Annotated in this window: 17 protein-coding genes; 10 read left to right on the top strand and 7 right to left on the bottom strand. The window is 69.8% G+C overall.

Annotated features, from left to right (window positions below):
* Window positions 1–2 precede the first annotated feature (2 nt).
* The 3 genes from trpS to WFH44_RS00665 form a co-directional block, all read right to left on the bottom strand.
* A complete protein-coding gene (gene trpS / locus WFH44_RS00675) occupies window positions 3–1,091 on the bottom strand; it encodes a tryptophan--tRNA ligase (protein WP_336710913.1) in 1,089 nt (362 codons plus the stop codon).
* Window positions 1,092–1,098: 7 nt separating this feature from the next.
* Window positions 1,099–1,932, bottom strand: a complete 834-nt coding sequence (locus WFH44_RS00670; RefSeq protein ID WP_336711775.1) for an exodeoxyribonuclease III — start codon at window positions 1,930–1,932, stop codon at window positions 1,099–1,101.
* Between the two features lie 74 nt (window positions 1,933–2,006).
* Window positions 2,007–2,534 (bottom strand): hypothetical protein, encoded by a 528-nt coding sequence (locus tag WFH44_RS00665; RefSeq protein ID WP_336710911.1) that lies wholly within the window; start codon window positions 2,532–2,534, stop codon window positions 2,007–2,009.
* 541 nt (window positions 2,535–3,075) lie between these two features.
* Here WFH44_RS00665 and WFH44_RS00660 point away from each other — a divergent pair.
* The gene (locus WFH44_RS00660) at window positions 3,076–3,675 is read left to right on the top strand and encodes a hypothetical protein (protein ID WP_336710909.1); all 600 of its coding nucleotides are present in this window, start codon (window positions 3,076–3,078) and stop codon (window positions 3,673–3,675) included.
* A gap of 436 nt (window positions 3,676–4,111) precedes the next feature.
* Here the strand turns inward: WFH44_RS00660 and WFH44_RS00655 are convergent, their stop codons facing one another.
* Genes WFH44_RS00655 through WFH44_RS00645 form a run of 3 tightly spaced genes read right to left on the bottom strand, consistent with a single transcriptional unit; the run spans window position 4,112 to window position 6,808 of the window.
* On the bottom strand, window positions 4,112–4,969 hold the full coding sequence (locus WFH44_RS00655) for an ABC transporter permease (protein ID WP_336710907.1): 858 nt from the start codon (window positions 4,967–4,969) through the stop codon (window positions 4,112–4,114).
* Window positions 4,966–5,862, bottom strand: a complete 897-nt coding sequence (locus WFH44_RS00650; protein WP_336710905.1) for an ABC transporter permease — start codon at window positions 5,860–5,862, stop codon at window positions 4,966–4,968. Before WFH44_RS00650 ends, WFH44_RS00655 begins: the two co-directional genes overlap by 4 nt.
* Window positions 5,855–6,808, bottom strand: coding sequence for an ABC transporter ATP-binding protein (locus tag WFH44_RS00645; RefSeq protein WP_336710904.1), 954 nt, complete (start codon window positions 6,806–6,808; stop codon window positions 5,855–5,857). Before WFH44_RS00645 ends, WFH44_RS00650 begins: the two co-directional genes overlap by 8 nt.
* A gap of 139 nt (window positions 6,809–6,947) precedes the next feature.
* Between WFH44_RS00645 and WFH44_RS00640 the strand changes: the two genes are divergently transcribed.
* Genes WFH44_RS00640 through WFH44_RS00600 form a run of 9 tightly spaced genes read left to right on the top strand, consistent with a single transcriptional unit; the run spans window position 6,948 to window position 16,398 of the window.
* A complete protein-coding gene (locus tag WFH44_RS00640) occupies window positions 6,948–7,826 on the top strand; it encodes an FAD binding domain-containing protein (protein ID WP_336710902.1) in 879 nt (292 codons plus the stop codon).
* 3 nt (window positions 7,827–7,829) lie between these two features.
* On the top strand, window positions 7,830–8,342 hold the full coding sequence (locus WFH44_RS00635) for a (2Fe-2S)-binding protein (protein ID WP_442892844.1): 513 nt from the start codon (window positions 7,830–7,832) through the stop codon (window positions 8,340–8,342).
* Window positions 8,339–10,732: an aerobic carbon-monoxide dehydrogenase large subunit gene (locus tag WFH44_RS00630; RefSeq protein WP_336710898.1), complete on the top strand. Its 2,394-nt coding sequence runs from the start codon at window positions 8,339–8,341 to the stop codon at window positions 10,730–10,732. Before WFH44_RS00635 ends, WFH44_RS00630 begins: the two co-directional genes overlap by 4 nt.
* A 1-nt stretch (window position 10,733) precedes the next feature.
* Entirely contained in the window at window positions 10,734–11,645 is a 912-nt protein-coding gene (locus WFH44_RS00625; protein ID WP_336710896.1) for an XdhC family protein, read from the top strand.
* Window positions 11,629–12,234, top strand: a complete 606-nt coding sequence (locus WFH44_RS00620; RefSeq protein ID WP_336710894.1) for a nucleotidyltransferase family protein — start codon at window positions 11,629–11,631, stop codon at window positions 12,232–12,234. Before WFH44_RS00625 ends, WFH44_RS00620 begins: the two co-directional genes overlap by 17 nt.
* Window positions 12,231–13,154, top strand: coding sequence for an AAA family ATPase (locus tag WFH44_RS00615; RefSeq protein WP_336710892.1), 924 nt, complete (start codon window positions 12,231–12,233; stop codon window positions 13,152–13,154). Before WFH44_RS00620 ends, WFH44_RS00615 begins: the two co-directional genes overlap by 4 nt.
* Window positions 13,147–14,391: a vWA domain-containing protein gene (locus WFH44_RS00610; protein WP_336710889.1), complete on the top strand. Its 1,245-nt coding sequence runs from the start codon at window positions 13,147–13,149 to the stop codon at window positions 14,389–14,391. Before WFH44_RS00615 ends, WFH44_RS00610 begins: the two co-directional genes overlap by 8 nt.
* Window positions 14,391–15,227: an SRPBCC family protein gene (locus tag WFH44_RS00605; RefSeq protein ID WP_336710887.1), complete on the top strand. Its 837-nt coding sequence runs from the start codon at window positions 14,391–14,393 to the stop codon at window positions 15,225–15,227. Before WFH44_RS00610 ends, WFH44_RS00605 begins: the two co-directional genes overlap by 1 nt.
* Window positions 15,220–16,398, top strand: a complete 1,179-nt coding sequence (locus WFH44_RS00600) for an XdhC/CoxI family protein (RefSeq protein WP_336710886.1) — start codon at window positions 15,220–15,222, stop codon at window positions 16,396–16,398. The genes WFH44_RS00605 and WFH44_RS00600 overlap by 8 nt, the downstream gene beginning before the upstream one ends.
* Here the strand turns inward: WFH44_RS00600 and WFH44_RS00595 are convergent.
* On the bottom strand, window positions 16,395–17,330 hold the full coding sequence (locus tag WFH44_RS00595; protein ID WP_336710885.1) for a LysR family transcriptional regulator: 936 nt from the start codon (window positions 17,328–17,330) through the stop codon (window positions 16,395–16,397). The genes WFH44_RS00600 and WFH44_RS00595 overlap by 4 nt on opposite strands.
* Between the last annotated feature and the right edge of the window lie 214 nt (window positions 17,331–17,544).

Below are 17,544 nucleotides of genomic sequence, written 5' to 3'. Positions count from 1 at the left end.
TGCTAGCGCCTGGCTCCCGCGGGGAGGAAACCGACCTTGTCGTAGACGTCCGCCAGCGTGGCAGACGCGATGGCGCGAGCCTTCTCGGCGCCGCGGGCCAGCAGCCGGTCCAGCTCGGCCGGATCGTCCAGCAGCTCCTGGGCCCGGGCCTGGATGGGCGCCAGCCGCTCCACCACGAGCTCGGCAAGGTCCACCTTAAGGTGCCCGTACATCTTGCCCTGGTAGTCCGCGACGATGGAGTCGATGCTCCTGCCGCTCAGCGTCGAATAGATGGTCAGCAGGTTGGAGATGCCCGGCTTGGCCTCCCGGTCGAAGCGGATCTCCGTGCCGTCATCCGTGACCGCCGACTTGATCTTCTTGGCCGCGGCCTTCGGGTTGTCCAAGATGTTGATCAGGCCCGCCGGGGAATCCGCCGACTTGGACATCTTGGCGTTCGGATTCTGCAGGTCGTAGATCTTGGCGCCCTCCGCCGGAATCACGGCCTCCGGCACGACGAACGTCTCGCCATAGCGGTGGTTGAAGCGCTGGGCCAGGTTGCGGGCCAGCTCCAGGTGCTGCCGCTGGTCCTCCCCCACCGGTACGCCGTAGGGACGGTAGAGCAGGATGTCGGCTGCCATCAGCACGGGGTAGGCGAACAGTCCGACGCTGGCGTTCTCCGAGCCCTGCTTGGCCGACTTGTCCTTGAACTGCGTCATCCGCGAGGCCTCGCCGAAGCCGGTGATGCAGTTGAGCACCCACGCCAGCTCCGCGTGCTCGGGCACATGGGACTGGACGAACAGGGTGGACTTTTCGATGTCGATGCCGCCGGCGATGTACTGAGCCACCGTGACCCGGGTGCGCCGGGCGAGGTCCGCGGGGTCGTACTGCACCGTGATGGCGTGCATGTCCGGGACGAAGTAGATCGCCTCGTATTCGTCCTGCATGCCGACCCAGTTGACGAGCGCGCCCAAGTAGTTGCCCAGGTGCAGGGAATCCGCCGAGGGCTGCATGCCGGACAGCAGCCGCCGCCGCGTCGCCTGCGCGAGGCCGGAGGCGGCCGCCGGGCTGCCGCTGGTTTCGGGCTTTCCGCTGGTTTCAGTTGTGCTGGTCATCTCGTCCTTAGAACTGGTAGTCCACGACCACGGGGGCGTGGTCCGAGAAGCGGGCGTCATAGCTGGCGGCGCGGTCCACGACCGCGTGGGCGGCCAGCTCCGCGAGTTCGGGGGTGGCCATCTGGTAGTCGATGCGCCAGCCCGCGTCATTGTCGAAGGCCTGTCCGCGCCAGGACCACCAGGTGTAGGGCCCGGCCACGTCGCCGGCGAAGACGCGCTGGACGTCCTTCCAGCCGAACTCGTCGCCGAAGAACCGGTCGAAGTAGGCGCGTTCCTCGGGCAGGAACCCCGACTTCTTGACGTTGCCCTTCCAGTTCTTGATGTCCAGCGCGGTGTGTCCGACGTTCAGGTCACCGACGACCAGCGCGTAGTCCTTGCCGTTCCTCAGGTCGGCGAGGCGGCCGGCCATGACATCGAGGAAGCGGTACTTGTCCAGCTGCTTCGGTGTGTCCGCCTCGCCGGAGTGCACGTAGGCGCTGACGACGGTGAGCAGCTTGGTGCCCCCGGCGTCCGGGACTTCGAAGTCCGCCTCGACCCAGCGGCCGGAGGTCAGGAAGTATTCGTCCCCGATGTGGTCGCGGGTGGCGACCGGGGCCATGCGGGAGGCGATGGCGACGCCGGCGCGGCCCTTGGCTTCGGCCTCGGCGTGGAGGATGTGCCACCCGTCCCCGAGCAAGCTGCGGACGATTGCGTCCGGAGCTCGCACTTCCTGGAGGCAGAGGATGTCAACGTCCCGGTCCGCCAGCCAGTCCCCCATGCCGCGCTTGTAGGCAGCGCGGATGCCGTTGACGTTGACCGTGGCCACCCTCAGCCGGTGCCCCGCGGGCGTGGCTGCTGCCACTGCCGAGCCGGTGGTTTCCTCAATGACGCTTACGGGTGCCAAACTCACTCGACTACCTTACCCAAGCCCGTAGCTCAGTTGATAACCGTGCCCGTGACGGGCCCCTCGCCGTCGTTGTTCTTGATCATGCCGCGCCCGTTGTGCGCGGTGATCTCGATCGTCTCGATCGCCCGGGCCACCATGCCCTCGTCCCTGCCCAGATGGTCGCGGATCACTTGGGCCTGCACCTGCACGATCTTGAAGCTGTGGTCCAGCTTCTCGTCGCGCACCGAGTTGGCCCGGGCCACGTGTTCCTCCACCAGCGTGGTTGTACCGGGCGAAGCGGCGGCCTGCTGCGCGGCGAAGCCGGCCTGCGCGGTCGCGAACTTCTCCTTGGCCTTCCTGGTGGCGCCGCGGACGCTGAAGACCACGAACGCGGCCAGCACCAGCCAGCCAAGGGCGATGATGGCCACGATCCAGCCGATCACATCGTTCTGGTTGGCCGCGAACACCACGGCGAAGAGGAACACCAGCACCATCACGGCGATGCCGATGTTTCCGGCCTTGAAGGGGACGGCCCGGCTGGCGGACGTATTCGGGGATGAGCTGCCCAAGGATTGCATGCGCCTATTCTCTCAAATCGGGGCCGCTGCCGCGGCCGGCTTCCACCGCAGGCGAACGGGCGCCGGCGGTTGCCCGCTCGCCTGCCGTCACGCCGCGGGAGTCCATCCCAGGTGCGGCGCGATGCGGGTGGTGATCCGTTCCAGCGTCCGACTGTGGAAAACTTCTGCAGCCAGCCCCTGAAGCAGGCCTAATAGTGGGATGAACCGCCGTGTCCCGCTGCCGGAGCCGCTCGGCTCAAGGCCCTTCCTGCTCTCCGAGTCGGATGGCTTGGGCGTACCGCGGCGCCGCACCGCCGCGAACGATGTGCGCACTCCAAGCCGGGCCATTCGTGTCCCGGTTGGAGTGGACCTGTCGCTGCTCCAACGATGCCGGCCCTATACGGATGTCACCGCAGGCTCCGTGATCAGCCATCTCACCGCAGCCCGAATCCATGGCTTCCCGATGCCTGTCGGCTTTGAATGTCCACCGCTTCTGGATGTGTCGCGTCCGCGTGGAGCAGCGGCTCCGCGGCGGAAGTATGTCCGGGGAAGGCGCCTTCGGATGGACGAGGGTGACATCGTCATGCTGGATGGCGTCGCGGTGACATCAAGGGCGCGGACCTGGTTGGACCTGGCCAGCATATTCGGCGTGGAGGATCTGGTGGTCATAGCCGACGACTTGGTCTCCGAGCACAACCGGAACTTCGGCCCGGCCCGGGAGGCGAAGGTGCCACTCGGCGAGTTGCGTGCCTACATCGCGTCGAAGTCGCGTGTCCCCGGGCTGGGAAGGTGCCGAAAGGCCCTGGCCTTGGTCCGTGTCGGCGTCGACTCGCCGCCGGAATCACGTCTGCGGATGATGCTGCAGCGGGCCGGCCTCCCGGAGTTCCACCCGAACTATCCCATCTGCGACGCATCCGGGTACCCGAGGATCTGGACGGATTTGGGCTGTCCCGAATTCCGGACCTGCGTGGAATACGAGGGCACGCATCATTTGTCCCCGGAGCAGCAGGCCTCCGACCATGACCGCGATTACACCACGTCATCATTGCTGTGGCATCAGGCGAAGATCAACAAAACGGACATGAAGCGCGGCGAAGCCCACGTGGTGGGCAAGGTCAGCCGAATGCTGAGGCGCGGCGGTTGGGAGCAGGACGCGGCGTAACCCTGTAGAAGGACGAGCTAGCGTGACCCTGCAGATAGGGCGTGACTCTGCAGAAAGACGAGCTAGCGTGACCCTGCAGATAGACGGGCTAACGTGACTTTGGGGGAGCCTAGGCGGCAGGCTCTCAGCGAGAACGAAGCCGCGGTGTTTCCCCCCGGGGCCGCCGATTTCGTGGGCCCATCGATGGTTTCGTGAGCAGATCAATACAGTGTTGAGGTCCCATACTGGGCTGATCTGCGCACGAGACGGGCCGACGCCTGTTGAACGGGGCTGATCTGCGCACGAGACGGGCCGCCGCCGTTGCTGGCCGGGCTGTGCCGGCCAAGAAGGCTGCCCCGGCCGCCTCGCCGGCAGGACGCTGTGCCGGCAGGACGCTGTGCCGGCCAAGAAGGCTGCCCGGCCGACGCACGCCGTCCATGAAATAGGAAGCAGCGTCCTACTTCAGGAACAGCGTGCGCAGGCGGCCTGTGGTCAGCACCAGCCCGAGTCCGATCATGACCACGTAGTAGAGAACGTGGATGCCGGTGGCCGCGGTGAACGCGCCGGCGCTGATCTGGCGCAGCAGCTCCACGCCATGCCACAGCGGCATCGCCTGGACCAGCCACTGGATCGGCTCCGGGTAGACGCTGAGCGGGTAGAACGTGGCGGAGAACAGGAACATCGGCAGCATGATGAAGTTGATCCAGTCCATCTGCTGGAACGTCTTCATGAAGCTGGTGATGCCCATCCCGAACGAGGCGAAGCCGAAGGCGATCAGCACGGAGGCCGGGATCATCAGCAGCGCCCACGGCGTGGTGAGCAGGCCCATCATGCCCATGACCGCGGTGAAGCCGGTGGCATAGAGTGCGCCGCGGAGCAGGGCCAGCGTGATTTCGCCCAGCGCTACGTCCAGCGGACCCAGCGAGGTGTTCAGCATGCCTTGGTAGAGCTTGGCGAAGTTGAGCTTGAAGAACACGTTCCAGGTCGAGTCGTACACCGCGCCGTTCATCGCGGACACCGCCAGCAGCGCCGGCGCGATGTAGGCGATGTAGCTGATTTCGGTGCCGCCCGGCCCCTCCACGGTTCCCACCAGCGAGCCGAGCCCGATTCCCATGGCAATCAGGTACAGCACCGGTTCGACGAAGCCGCTGGCCATGACCGCCCAGTTGCTCCCCCAGGTCGCCTTCAGCCCGCGTCCGACGACGGCACGGACGTTTCCGGAGTAGAGGGAACCGAGGGGGCGGCGCGCGGGGCTCGGCCGGAGCCTGCCGGCGGGCGGGAGCGCCTGCCCGGCCTCGTCATTGCGGAGGCTCAAGTGCCCAGCCTCCTGGTGTAGTTGCGCTTGGCCAGGACCCAGCCGGCGGCGGCCAGGACGGCGAGGTAGAGCACGTGCGCCGCGGTCAGCCAGGCCGGTTCGGCATAGCCGTAGCTGAGCACCCGGCCGAGCTCGGTGGAGTGCCACAGCGGCGAGATCCAGCCGATCCACTGCACGGCCCACGGCATCGACGCAAGCGGGAAGAAGGTGCCGGAGAACAGGAAGAGCGGCATGACCACGAAGCGCTGCACCATGGCGAACTGGCCCTTGTCCTCGACGATGCTGGAGGCGTACGCCATCAGCGGCAGCCCGAAGGCCATGCCGCCCAGGGCCGCGGAGAAGATCATCAGCCAGCCGGCGGGGTCGGGGACGGCGCCGAACAGCAGCAGGAACAAGTAGTAGAGCCCGGTCGTCAGGAGCAGCCGGAACAGCACGCCGAGGCTGTGCCCGTTGACCAGCTGCGCGCTGGAAAGCGGCGACGCGTTCGGGCCGTAGTAGGTCCGGCGCCACTTGAAGCCGGACATCACCGAGTAGGTGTTCTCCTCGGCGGCGACCATGATGCCGGCCGTCGCGAGCAGCGCGGGTGCCACGAACACCAGGTAGGGCAGGCTGTCACCGCTGCCGCCGCCGAGGGAGGCTCCGGTGTTCGCGTCGATCAGCGTCGCGAGCCCGACGCCCATGGCGAAGAGGTACACGAGCGGCGTCCCGACGGCGGTCATCACCACGGTCCAGCCGTAGCCGCGCATCGTGCGCAGCCAGTGCTCGGCGAAGTACAGGGAGCCGAACCGCCGCGCCCTGGCGGCGGACTCTTCCGGGGTCAGCGGCACCCGCAGGGAAAGCAGCGGCGCCGTCGCGTCGGCCTCCCGGAGCGTGGGCCGCTGCGGGTCAGTCAACGAGGCTCCTGCCGGTCAGCCGGAGGAATACGTCCTCCAGGCTCGAGCGGCGCACCAGCGAGGTCACCGGATGAAGCCCCCGGTAATGGACCTGCTCAAGGGCCGCTTCGCCGTCGTTCGCGTAAATCAGGACCCGGTCCGGCAGGGTCTCGAGCCGTTCGCCGATGCCCTCCAGCTGGCCCGCGACGGTGGAGTTGCGCTGCGACCCGAAGCGCAGCTCCAGCACCTCCCGCGTGGAGTACTCGTGGATCAGCGACGCCGGCGAACCTTCTGCCATGATCCGGCCCTTGTCGACGACGATCAGCCGGTCGCAGAGCTGCTCCGCCTCGTCCATGTAGTGCGTGGTAAGCACCAGCGTCACGCCCTGCTCCTTCAGCCGGAACAGCCGGTCCCAGAGGATGTGGCGGGCCTGCGGGTCCAGGCCGGTGGTCGGCTCGTCCAGCAGCAGGATCTTCGGCTCGTTGATCAGCGAGCGGGCGATGGTCAGCCGGCGCTTCATGCCGCCGGAGAGCGAGTCCACCCGTGCCTTCGCTTTGTCGGTCAGCTGCGCGAACTCCAGCAACTCGTCCGCCTTGGGCCGCAGGTAGCTGTAGGGCAGGCCGAAGTAGCGGCCGTAGACGATCAGGTTGTCGCGGACCCGGATCTCGTCATCCAGGTTGTCCTGCTGCGGCACCACGCCCAGATGGGCCCGCACCTCCGGCCCGTTCCGTTCCGGGTCCAGCCCCATGATGGACAGCTCGCCCGAGGTGCGCTGCGAGACGCCGCCGATCATCCGCATCGTGGTGGACTTGCCGGCGCCGTTGGGCCCGAGCAGGCCGAAGGACTCCCCCGCCGGCACGTCGAAGGAGATGCCGTCGACCGCGGCGAAATCCCCGTACCTTTTGGCGAGGTCGCGGGCCGAAATCACGGTCTTGGTCAGCTGTTTCGGGACTGTGGCATGGGACACGCCACCAGCCTAGAACAGCACCGCGATTGAGGAAAGCCAATCGATGTCCGATTTGCTTGACTTATCCACTTTCACCAACAACACTGGCCCTATTCGAGCCCCTCGAGGATGCGGGGCGCATGTTGGGGATGTGGTGCATATGCAAATTCCTGCTGCCTTCGATTATGTCCGTGCCAGCAGCATCGACGACGCCCTGGCGCTGCTGCAGCAGCACGGCCCGGAGTCCCGTGTGCTGGCCGGAGGGCACAGCCTGCTGCCCATGATGAAGCTCCGGCTGGCCCGGCCCGAGTGGCTGATCGATATCAATGAACTCACCGAGCTGGACTACATCCGGCAGGACGCGGACGTGCTGCGCATCGGCGCGATGACCAGGCATACCACGCTGCTCGAATCCTCCGACGTGGGCCGGCTCTTTCCGATCGTCCGCGACGCCGAGCAGGTGATCGCCGATCCCGTGGTCCGCAACCGCGGCACGATAGGCGGCTCGCTCTGCCAGGCGGATCCGGCCGAGGACCTTTCCACGGTGTGCAGGGTGCTGCGGGCCGAGGCCGTGATCCGGGGGCCGAACGGCGAGCGCGTGCTCCGAATGGACGAGTTCCACCGCGGCCCGTACGAGACGGCGCTCGAACAGACCGAGCTGCTGTGCGAAGTCAGGCTGGACGTCCGGCAGCGTTCCGGCAGCGCCTACGAGAAGGTCGAGCGCCGCGTCGGCGACTGGGCCGTGGCCGCCGCGGGGGCAGCGGTCGCACTGGCACCGGACGGAACGATCGATGACGCCGCCGTCGGGCTTACCGCCGTCGGGCTGGAGGGTACCGCGACGGAAGCGGAAACGCTGCTGCGGGGGAAACATCCCTCCGAGGAGCTGTTCGCCGAGGCGGGCCGGGCGGCCGCGGCGGCGTGCGACCCGGTGGCGGACCAGCGCGGACCGGTGGACTACAAGAGGCATCTGGCCGACGAGCTCACCCGGCGGGTCCTGCGCCGGGCGTGCCAGCGCGCCGGCGCGGAACGGGAAGGCTGAACGATGCAGGTCAGCATGAAAGTCAATGGCGAAGACGTCACGCGCGAGATCGAACCACGGGTCCTGCTGGTCCACTTTATCCGCGAGGAGCTCGGGCTCACCGGCACGCACTGGGGCTGCGACACCACCAACTGCGGCACCTGCGTGGTCCTGCTGGACGGGCAGCCGGTGAAATCCTGCACCGTCCTCGCCGCCTCGGCGGCCGGGCACGAAGTCCGGACGGTGGAAGGGCTGGCTTCGAACGGGTCGCTGGATCCGGTGCAGCAGGGCTTCATGGCCGAGCACGGGCTGCAGTGCGGGTTCTGCACGCCGGGCATGATGCTCACCGCCCGGGCCCTGCTGGACAGGAATCCGCACCCGGACGAGCTGCAGATCCGGCAGGCCATTTCCGGACAAATCTGCCGCTGCACGGGCTACGCCACGATCGTGCGCTCCGTGCAGTGGGCGGCGGAGCATCCGGCCGGCGCCGGGGACGCACCCGGCACCGGGACCGACGAGGAGGAGGTGCGGGCATGACCAGCACCCAGGACCATCCGGCCAACCCGGCTGCCGGGGATCCGGACCGGCCGGTCGGCTTCGGCCGGATCCAACGCAAGGAAGATCCCCGGTTCATCCGGGGCAAGGGCCGCTACATCGACGACATCGTGCTGCCGGGCATGCTGCACGGGGCCATCCTGCGCTCGCCCGTGGCGCACGCGCGGCTCGTCTCGATCGACACTACCGCCGCGGCGGCGCATCCCAAGGTCAAGGCCGTGGTCACCGGCAAGGACCTCGAGGGCCTCAAGCTGGCGTGGGCGCCGACGCTGTCGGCCGATGTGCAGGCAGTGCTGGCCACGGACAAGGTCCGCTTCCAGGGCCAGGAGGTGGCCTTCGTGGTCGCCGAGGACCGCTACGCCGCCCGGGACGCGCTGGAGCTGATCGAGGTGGAGTACGACATCCTGCCTCCGGTGGTCAACGCGCGGCGAGCGCTGGACGCGGACGCGCCGGTCATCCGGGACGACATCGAGGGCCGCGCCGACAACCGGATCTTCGACTGGGAGATGGGCGACGCCGGCGCCACCGACGCGGTGTTCGCGCGGGCCGACGTGACGGTTGCCCAGGAGATGGTCTATCCGCGCGTGCATCCGGCCCCGATGGAGACCTGCGGCGCCGTGGCGGACTTCGATCCGATCGACGGCGGCCTGACGCTGTACGAAACGACGCAGGCCCCGCACGCCCACCGGACGCTCTACGCCATGGTGGCCGGCATCCCCGAGCACAAGATCCGCGTGGTTTCGCCGGACATCGGCGGCGGTTTCGGGAACAAAGTGGGCATCTATCCGGGCTACATCCTGGCCGTCGTCGGTTCGATCCTCACCGGCAAGCCGGTCAAGTGGGTCGAGGACCGGTCGGAGAACCTGATGTCCACCTCCTTCGCCCGGGACTACCTGATGAAGGGCGAAATCGCCGCCACCCGGGACGGGAAGATCCTGGCCGTCCGCACCAGCGTGCTGGCCGACCACGGAGCGTTCAACGCCACCGCCCAGCCGACCAAGAACCCGGCCGGCTTCTTCAGCATCTTCACCGGCAGCTACGACCTTGAGGCCGCCTACTGCTCGGTCACCGGCGTGTACACCAACAAGGCCCCCGGCGGCGTCGCCTACGCCTGCTCGTTCCGCGTCACCGAAGCCGTCTACCTGGTGGAGCGGATGGTGGACGTGCTGGCCGCGAAGCTGCAGATGGACCCGGCCGAACTGCGGCTGAAGAACTTCATCCGGCCCGAGCAGTTCCCCTACAAGAACAAGACCGGCTGGGAATACGACTCGGGCAACTATGCGCCGGCGATGCGGCTGTCCATGCAGCTGGCGGGCTACGAGGACCTGCGGCGCGAGCAGGCGGAGAAGCGCGAACGCGGCGAACTGATGGGCATCGGCGTCTCCTTCTTCACCGAGACCGTCGGCGCCGGCCCGCGGAAGCATTTCGACATCGTCGGCCTGGGCATGGCGGACGGCGCCGAACTGCGGGTGCATCCGACCGGCAAGGCCGTGGTCCGGCTCTCGGTGCAGTCGCAGGGGCAGGGGCACGAAACCACGTTCGCGCAGATCGTCGCCGAGGAGCTCGGCATCCCGCCGGAGGATATCGACGTGGTGCACGGCGACACGGACCAGACCCCGTTCGGCCTGGGCACGTACGGCAGCCGGTCGACACCGGTCAGCGGAGGCGCCGTCGCCCTGGTCGCCCGCAAGGTGCGGGAGAAGGCCAAGTTCATCGCCGCGGCGATGCTGGAGACGCGGGCCGAGGACCTGGAATGGGAAAAGGGCCGCTGGTTCGTCAAGGGCGATCCGGGCGCCGGCAGGACCATCGCCGAGATCGCGCTGGCCGCCCACGGCACACTCGCGCTGCCCGAAGGCATCGACGGGAACCTGGACGCGGAGGTGACGTATGACCCGCCGAACCTGACGTTCCCGTTCGGCGCCTACATCTGCGTGGTGGACGTGGACCCGGGGACGGGACGGGTCAAGGTCCGCCGCTTCATCGCCGTCGACGACTGTGGCACTCGGATCAACCCGATGATCATCGAGGGCCAGGTCCACGGCGGGCTCACGGACGGCGTGGGGATGGCGCTGATGGAGATCATCGAATTCGACGACGACGGCAACTGCCTCGGCGGCTCCTTCATGGACTACCTGATTCCCACCGCGATGGAGGTGCCCGACTGGGAGACCGGCTTCACCGTGACCCCTTCGCCGCACCATCCCATCGGAGCGAAGGGCATCGGCGAATCCGCCACCGTGGGCTCGCCGCCGGCCATCGTCAATGCGGTGGTGGACGCGCTGGCTCCCTTCGGCGTCACGCATATGGACATGCCCTGCACACCGGCCCGCGTCTGGGAGGCCATGCAGGGCCGGGCAACCCCGCCGGTGTGACATGGCGCGGCAGAGCGAAGCGCTGTCGGCGCGGACCAGGGAACTGGAGGACCGGCGGGAACCGCACGTCCTGGCCACGGTGGTGCGCGCCCAGCATCCCAGCAGCGCGCACCCCGGGGACACCGCCGTGATCCTGGCGGACGGCAGCATCGAAGGCTTCGTCGGCGGCAACTGCGTGGAGGCCTCCGTCCGTGACAACGGCCTGCGCGTGCTCGCCGGCGGCGAACCGCTGCTGCTGCGCGTCCTGCCCGGCCCGCTTCCGGACGATCCCGGCGAGGGAGCCGTCAACGTGGCGAACCCCTGCCTGAGCGGCGGCGCCGTGGAGATCTTCCTGCAGCCCCGGCTGCCGGCTCCGCGGGTGCTGCTGGTCGGGACTTCCCCGACGGCCCAGGCGTTGCAGGCCATGGCAGAGGTGCTGGGCTTCGAAACCGAACTGGCGGAAGGGACCGCGCTGTCACCGACCGCAGCGGATGCCGCCGTGATCGTGGCCTCGCACGGCGCGGCCGAAGAGCCGGCGCTCGAAGCCGCGCTGCGGGCCGGCGTCCGGTATATCGCTCTGGTCGCGAGCGGCCGGCGCGGCTCCGACGTGCTGGCCTCGCTCGACGTCTCCGATGCCGACCGGGCGCGCGTGCACTGTCCCGCGGGGCTCGCCCTCGGCGCCCGGACGCCGGCGGAGACCGCCCTGTCCATCCTGGCGGAACTGGTTGCGGAACGCCGCCTGCGCAGCCCCGCACCCTCCCTGCAGCCGGCCGCCGCCCCGGCCACCGCCGTCGACCCCGTCTGCGGCATGAGCGTCGCGGCCGTCGACGCCAGCCTGCACGCGGAACACGCGGGCACCACGGTCTACTTCTGTTCGCCCGGCTGCCGCAAGGCGTTCCTGGCCGCACCGGAGCGCTATGCCAAAGCCTCCTGACCCGCGGACCGCAGGCCTGGTCCTGGCCGCCGGCGCCTCGCGGCGGCTCGGCCGGCCCAAGCAGCTGCTGCCCTATGCCGGCGGCACCGTGCTCGGCGCCGTCCTGCAGACCGTCCGCCGCTGCGGGTTCGACCAGCTCCTCCTGGCCCTGGGCAGTTCGGGGGAGGAAATCCGCCGGCAGGTGGACACCACGGGCTTCGAACTGGCCGACAACCCGGACTTCGGCTCGGGCTGCTCCTCGTCGATCGCCGCGGCCCTGCCGGCCCTGCACCCCGGCACGGAGCTGCTGGTGCTGCTGCTCGGGGACCAGCCCGCCGTACGGGCGGAAAGCGTGCGGCTCCTGCTGGCCGGACGCGGCGATGCCCCGCTGGCCGTCTGCCGCTACGAGGACGGCATCGGCCATCCCTTCGCCTTCGCCCGCGGCGTCTTCGGCGATCTGGCCGCCCTGCACGGCGACAAGGGCGTATGGAAAATGCTGGACCGGCGGGCGGACGAGGTCGCGAAGGTTCCGGTGCCGGGCCGGATCCCGCCGGATATCGATACCGAGGCGGACTACGAGCGGGCGCTGGCCAGGCTGCGGAGCGCATGATGGGCACCCCGGAGGAAGGCCCGCGGGAGGAGTTGCGGCAGCGTTTCCCGGACCCTGCCGCGCTGGCGGGCGCCCTGGACGACGTGGACTACCTGGCCGATGACGGCCTGGCCACCGCCCTCTTCCTCGCGCTGCGGCTGCCCCAGCCGATCCTGCTCGAAGGCGAGGCCGGCGTGGGCAAGACGGAGGCGGCCAAGGCGCTGGCCCGGGTGCTGGACACGCCGCTGTTCCGGCTGCAGTGCTACGAAGGGATCGACGCCGGCGAGGCCCTCTACGAGTGGAACCACCAGCGCCAGCTGCTGGGCATCAGGCTCGCCGAGATGCACGAGGACAGCCTCGACGAATCGGATCTGTTCTCCGGGCGGTACCTGTTGCGCCGGCCGCTGCTGCAGGCCATCGAGCATCCCGGTCCGCGGCCGGCCGTCCTGCTGCTGGATGAGATCGACCGGGCCGACGCCGAGTTCGAGGCGTTCACCTTCGAGCTGCTGGCCGAGGCCGCGGTCACCATACCGGAGCTCGGCACCATCCGCGCACTCCACCCGCCCATCGTGGTGCTGACCTCAAACCGGACCCGGGACCTGCACGATGCCCTGACCCGCCGCTGCATCTACCACTGGATCGACTACCCGCCGGCCGAGCGGATCGCCAGGATTGTCCGCCGCAAGGTGCCCGGCAGCGCCGCTCCGATCGCGCTGGAGGCGGCCGCTGCCATCACCCGGCTGCGCGCCCTGGACCTGGTCAAGCCGCCCGGCATCGCCGAAGCGATCGACTGGGCCTCCGCCCTGGACGTGCTGGGGACGGAGCATCTCGACGCCCGCGCCGTGGAACAGACCTGGGGCGCCGTCCTGAAGAACCGGGAGGACCTGGCCGCGGCGAAGGAACGCGGAGCGGCGTGGCTGGCCGGAGGCAGCCATGGCTGAGACCGCGCTCCGCCGCCTTGAGCCCGCCGAGCTGGCTTCGGCCCTCGTCGCCGCCCTGCACCGCGCCGGCGCCGGCGGTTCGCCCGAACGCGCCGTCTGGCTCGCCCAGGCGCTGCGCCTGGTGCCGCCGGCTACCCGCGCCAGCCTCTACTGGACCTGCCGCACCGTCCTGGTCTCGGGCAAGGATCAGCTTCCGCTCTTCGACGCCGTGTTCGCCGCGGTCTTCGGTGAGTACGACGACGATGCGGAGCTCATGGGAGCCAGGGGCGAGAAGAACGCGCCGGCGCCGGAACAGCGTCCAGGCAGCCGCCGGACCCCGGCCCGTGAAGGGGCGGCGCCAGCGGTTCAGCCCGGTCCCGCTGCCCCGCCTGCTCCGGCTCCCCCGGCGGCGGGCAGCGGCGGCGACGGACCGGACCGGGAGGCCATCCTGCTGACGGCCTCCGCCGAGGAGCGGCTGCACACCACGTCCTTCGCCGAACTGACCGAGGACGAGCAGGCGCAGCTGCGCCTGCTCATCGGCCGCCTCCGGCTCGCCGCACCGGTCCGGCAGGCCCGGCGGACCCGCCCGACGGCCCGCGCCGTGGGCCGGCTGGACCTGCGCCGCACGGCACGGGCCGCACGGCGTACCGGCTCCGATCCGGTCCGGCTGGTCTTCGCCCGCCGCCGGCAGCAGCCGCGCAGGCTGGTCATGCTCTGCGACGTGTCCGGTTCCATGGAGGCCTTCACCCGGGCCTACCTCACGGTGCTGCAGGCCGCGGTGGCTTCCGCGAAGGCCGAGGCCTTCGTGTTCGCCACCCGGCTGACCCGGCTCACCCGGCAGCTGGCCACGCATGGCCCGGACCAGGCCCTCGCGCGGGCAGCGGCCGGAGCCGAGGACTGGTCGGGCGGCACCCGGCTGGCGGACGGGCTCCGGAGCTTCATCGACGCGCACGGCCGGCGCGGAGCCGCGCGGGGCGCCGTCGTCGTTATTTTCTCCGATGGCTGGGCGCAGGATGACCCGGCGGACGTGGCGGCCCAGATGGCACGGCTGCGGAGGCTGGCGTTCCGGATCATCTGGGTCAATCCGCGCAGGGCCGCGCCCGGCTACCAGCCGCTGGCCGGGGGCATGGCCGCGGCGCTGCCGTTCTGCGATGCCTTTGTCAGCGGCCACAGCTACGACGCGCTCGCCGAACTGGCATCCGCCATCCGTTCTGGCGCCGCCGCCGGACCCGCTACCGCGACACGAAGGATACTGTGATGGATCTCGAGCGTACTTTCACCGTCAACGCACCGATCGCCACCGTGTGGGATGCCCTGATGGACATCGAACGCGTGGCCGGCTGCGTGCCCGGGGCGCAGGTGCTGCAGAAGCTCTCCGAGGACACCTACCAAGTGGGCATGAAGGTCAAGCTGGGACCGGTCAGCATGCAGTACAAGGGAACGCTCAACGTGGTGGAACGCGACGAGGCCGCCCGCCGCGCCGTCATGGAGGGCCAGGCGCAGGAGACGCACGGGCAGGGGACGGCCAAGGCCCGGGTTGACCTGCGGCTGGCGGAGGAGGGAAGTACGACGACGGGAACGGCCGCCGCGGCCATCACGCTCTCCGGGAAGGCCGCGGTGATGGGCCGCAGCGTGATCGGCAGCGTCGCCGACCAGCTGCTCGGCGTCTTCACGGGTAATCTGCAAAGCATGCTGAACTCTTCCAGCGGTCCCGCGGCGGACGGGTCGTCGCAGCAGCCGGCGCGGCCGGACGGGACCGCCGCACCTGCCGAGACCACGGCCGCACCCGCCGGGAACACCGTCCCGCCCGCTTCCGGCGGCTCTGCGGTCCCGGCGGCTTCCGCTGCCTCCGCCGGCGATCTACCGACGGCTGCCCCCGCGGAAACCACCGCCCCAACCGGAACCTTCCCCGGAACGAACGCCCCGCCGTCGTCCGCGGACTCCGGCCTGGACGCCCTGGCCGTGGCCAGGGGAATGCTCGCGGACCAGCTGGCGAACCCGGGCAAGGTCCTCGCCCTGCTCGCGGCGGCAGCAGTGCTCGGCTACCTCGCCGGCCGCTGCTCCCCCGGGCGCCGCGGGAGCCGCCATGCGTGATGTCCTCCAGGTGCTGCTGCGGGACTGGCGGGCCGGCGGAACCGCGGGCCTGGCCACGGTGGTGCGGACCTTCGACTCCGCGCCGCGGCCGGCCGGCGCCTCGATGCTGGTGGCCTCGGGCGGCGAGGCCGTGGGGTCGGTCTCCGGCGGCTGCGTGGAGGCGGCGGTCTACGAGCTGGCCACCGAGGTGGTGCAGCGGGGCCGGCCAGAGCTGGTGCGCTACGGCATCAGCGACGATGACGCGTTCGCGGTGGGGCTGACCTGCGGCGGCATCATCGACGTGTTCGTGGAACCGGTGTCCCGGCAGACCTTCGCGGACCTGGAGGACGTCGGGGCCGATGTCGAGGCGTCGCGGCCGGTCGCCGTCGCCACCGTGATCGAGCATCCGGACGAGGCATGGCTGGGCCGGCATCTGGTGGTCCGCCCGCACGGTTTCGACGGCGACCTGGGGTCCGAGCGGGCCAACCATGCGGTCAGCGACGACGCCCAGGGCCTCCTTGCCGCCGGCCGCAACACCACGCTGACGTATGGTCCGGACGGCGAGCGCCGCGGCGAGGGCATGCGGGTGTTCTTCTCCAGCTTCGCCCCGCGGCCGCGGATGCTGGTGTTCGGCGCCATCGATTTCGCCGCGGCGCTGGCCCGGATGGGCAGCTACCTTGGCTACCGCGTGACGGTCTGCGACGCCCGGCCCGTTTTCGCGACGCCGGCGCGTTTCCCGGAGGCCGACGAGGTCATCGTCGACTGGCCGCACCGCTACCTCGCCGGGCAGCTGGACGAGGAACTGGTCGACGCGCGGACGGTGGTGTGCGTGCTCACCCACGATCCGAAGTTCGACGTGCCGCTGCTGGAAGTCGCCCTGCGGGCCGGACCGCTGGCCTACATCGGGGCGATGGGGTCCCGGCGCACGCACGAGGACCGGCTGGCCCGGCTGCGCGAGGCCGGGCTCACCGACGAGGAGCTGGCCCCGCTGCGCAGCCCGGTCGGCCTGGACCTCGGCGCGCGCACGCCGGAGGAGACCGCGGTGTCCATCGCAGCCGAGATCATTGCAGAGCAGTGGGGCGGCAGCGGCCGGCCCTTGGGCAGCCTGGACGCCCGGATCCACCACGACGAGATCCACGAGCCGTCCTCCGGGGCGGGCAGCGGGCTAACGACGGCGGGAGGCGGACCCTAGCTTCCGCCTTCCGTCCCCGGCGGGGACTGCTGCGTGTTCGGCGCGGCGCTGGCGGCGAAGGCGACCATCGCCTCCGCGCGGTCGGTCAGCCTGATGGACTCGGGCCAGATCATCTTCACCGCCACGGGCCTGACCGCCGGGCTGATCGGCTTGGCGACCACGGTCCGGCCTTCGTAGGAGCGGTCCACCGCCGGCCGCTGCACCAGGACCGAGTAGCCCACTCCCCTGCCCACCAGCGAGCGCGTGAGTTCGAAGTCGCGGGTCCGGTAGCGGATGTCGGGCCGGACACCGGCCTTCTCGAAGAGCGACATCGTGTGGTGGCTGCTCGGCGGTGCATCCAGCAGGATCATCGGATCCTCGGCCAGCTCGGCCAGGGTAACGTCGGGCCGGTCCGCGAGGCGGTGCGAGGCCGGCAAGAGCACGTAGGCGGGAACTTCGTAGAGCAGGACCGAGCCGAGTCCCGGCCGCAGGTCCATGTCGTAGACGATGGCCAGGTCCATATCGCCGGCCAGCAGCCGCTCCTGGATCACGTCCTGGGCGCCTTCCACGAAGTCGAGGCCGACCTGGGGATGGTTGACGCTGAACCCCTCGATCAGCACGGGCAGGATCGTCGGCGCGACGGTCTGGTAGCAGCCGATGACCAGCGGCCCCGCCAGTTCGCGTCCGCCGCTCGCGGTGCTCAGCTCCAGCTCCTCGGCGGCCCGCAGCAGCTCGGCGGCCCTGGCGTTCAGGTAGCTGCCGGCCGGGGTCAGCGAGACGCCGTGGGCCTTACGCCTGACCGTCAGCTGCGTGCGGAAGATCCTCTCCAGCTCGGTCACCGCCGCGGCGACCGCCGTCTGCGAAACGTGCAGCTTCGCCGCCGCCGCCGAAATCGAGCCCGCGTCCGCCACCGCTGTGAAGTAGGCCAGCTGCCGCAGGGTGTAGCGCGCCATGTTCGCCCTCCCTCCATTCCAAATCATCCAACGCCGTCCCGGGCCGCCCACAACATCCGACCATTCATTCCCCTGTTTTTCCGAGGAGATATCCCGCTTCTTTGAACTTTACCTGCGGATATGGGTCGGGCCACACTCGTGTGAGAGACAAAGCACAGCACCGGCGTCGTACCCGTCGGCCGCAGGCAGAAAGTTGCCTGCGCGTACGCGACAG

The organism is Arthrobacter sp. USHLN218 (assembly GCF_037144715.1).
GTDB lineage: Bacteria > Actinomycetota > Actinomycetes > Actinomycetales > Micrococcaceae > Crystallibacter.
The sequence above is the reverse complement of the archived record's forward strand: the minus strand, read 5'-3'. Positions and strand labels throughout refer to the sequence as shown.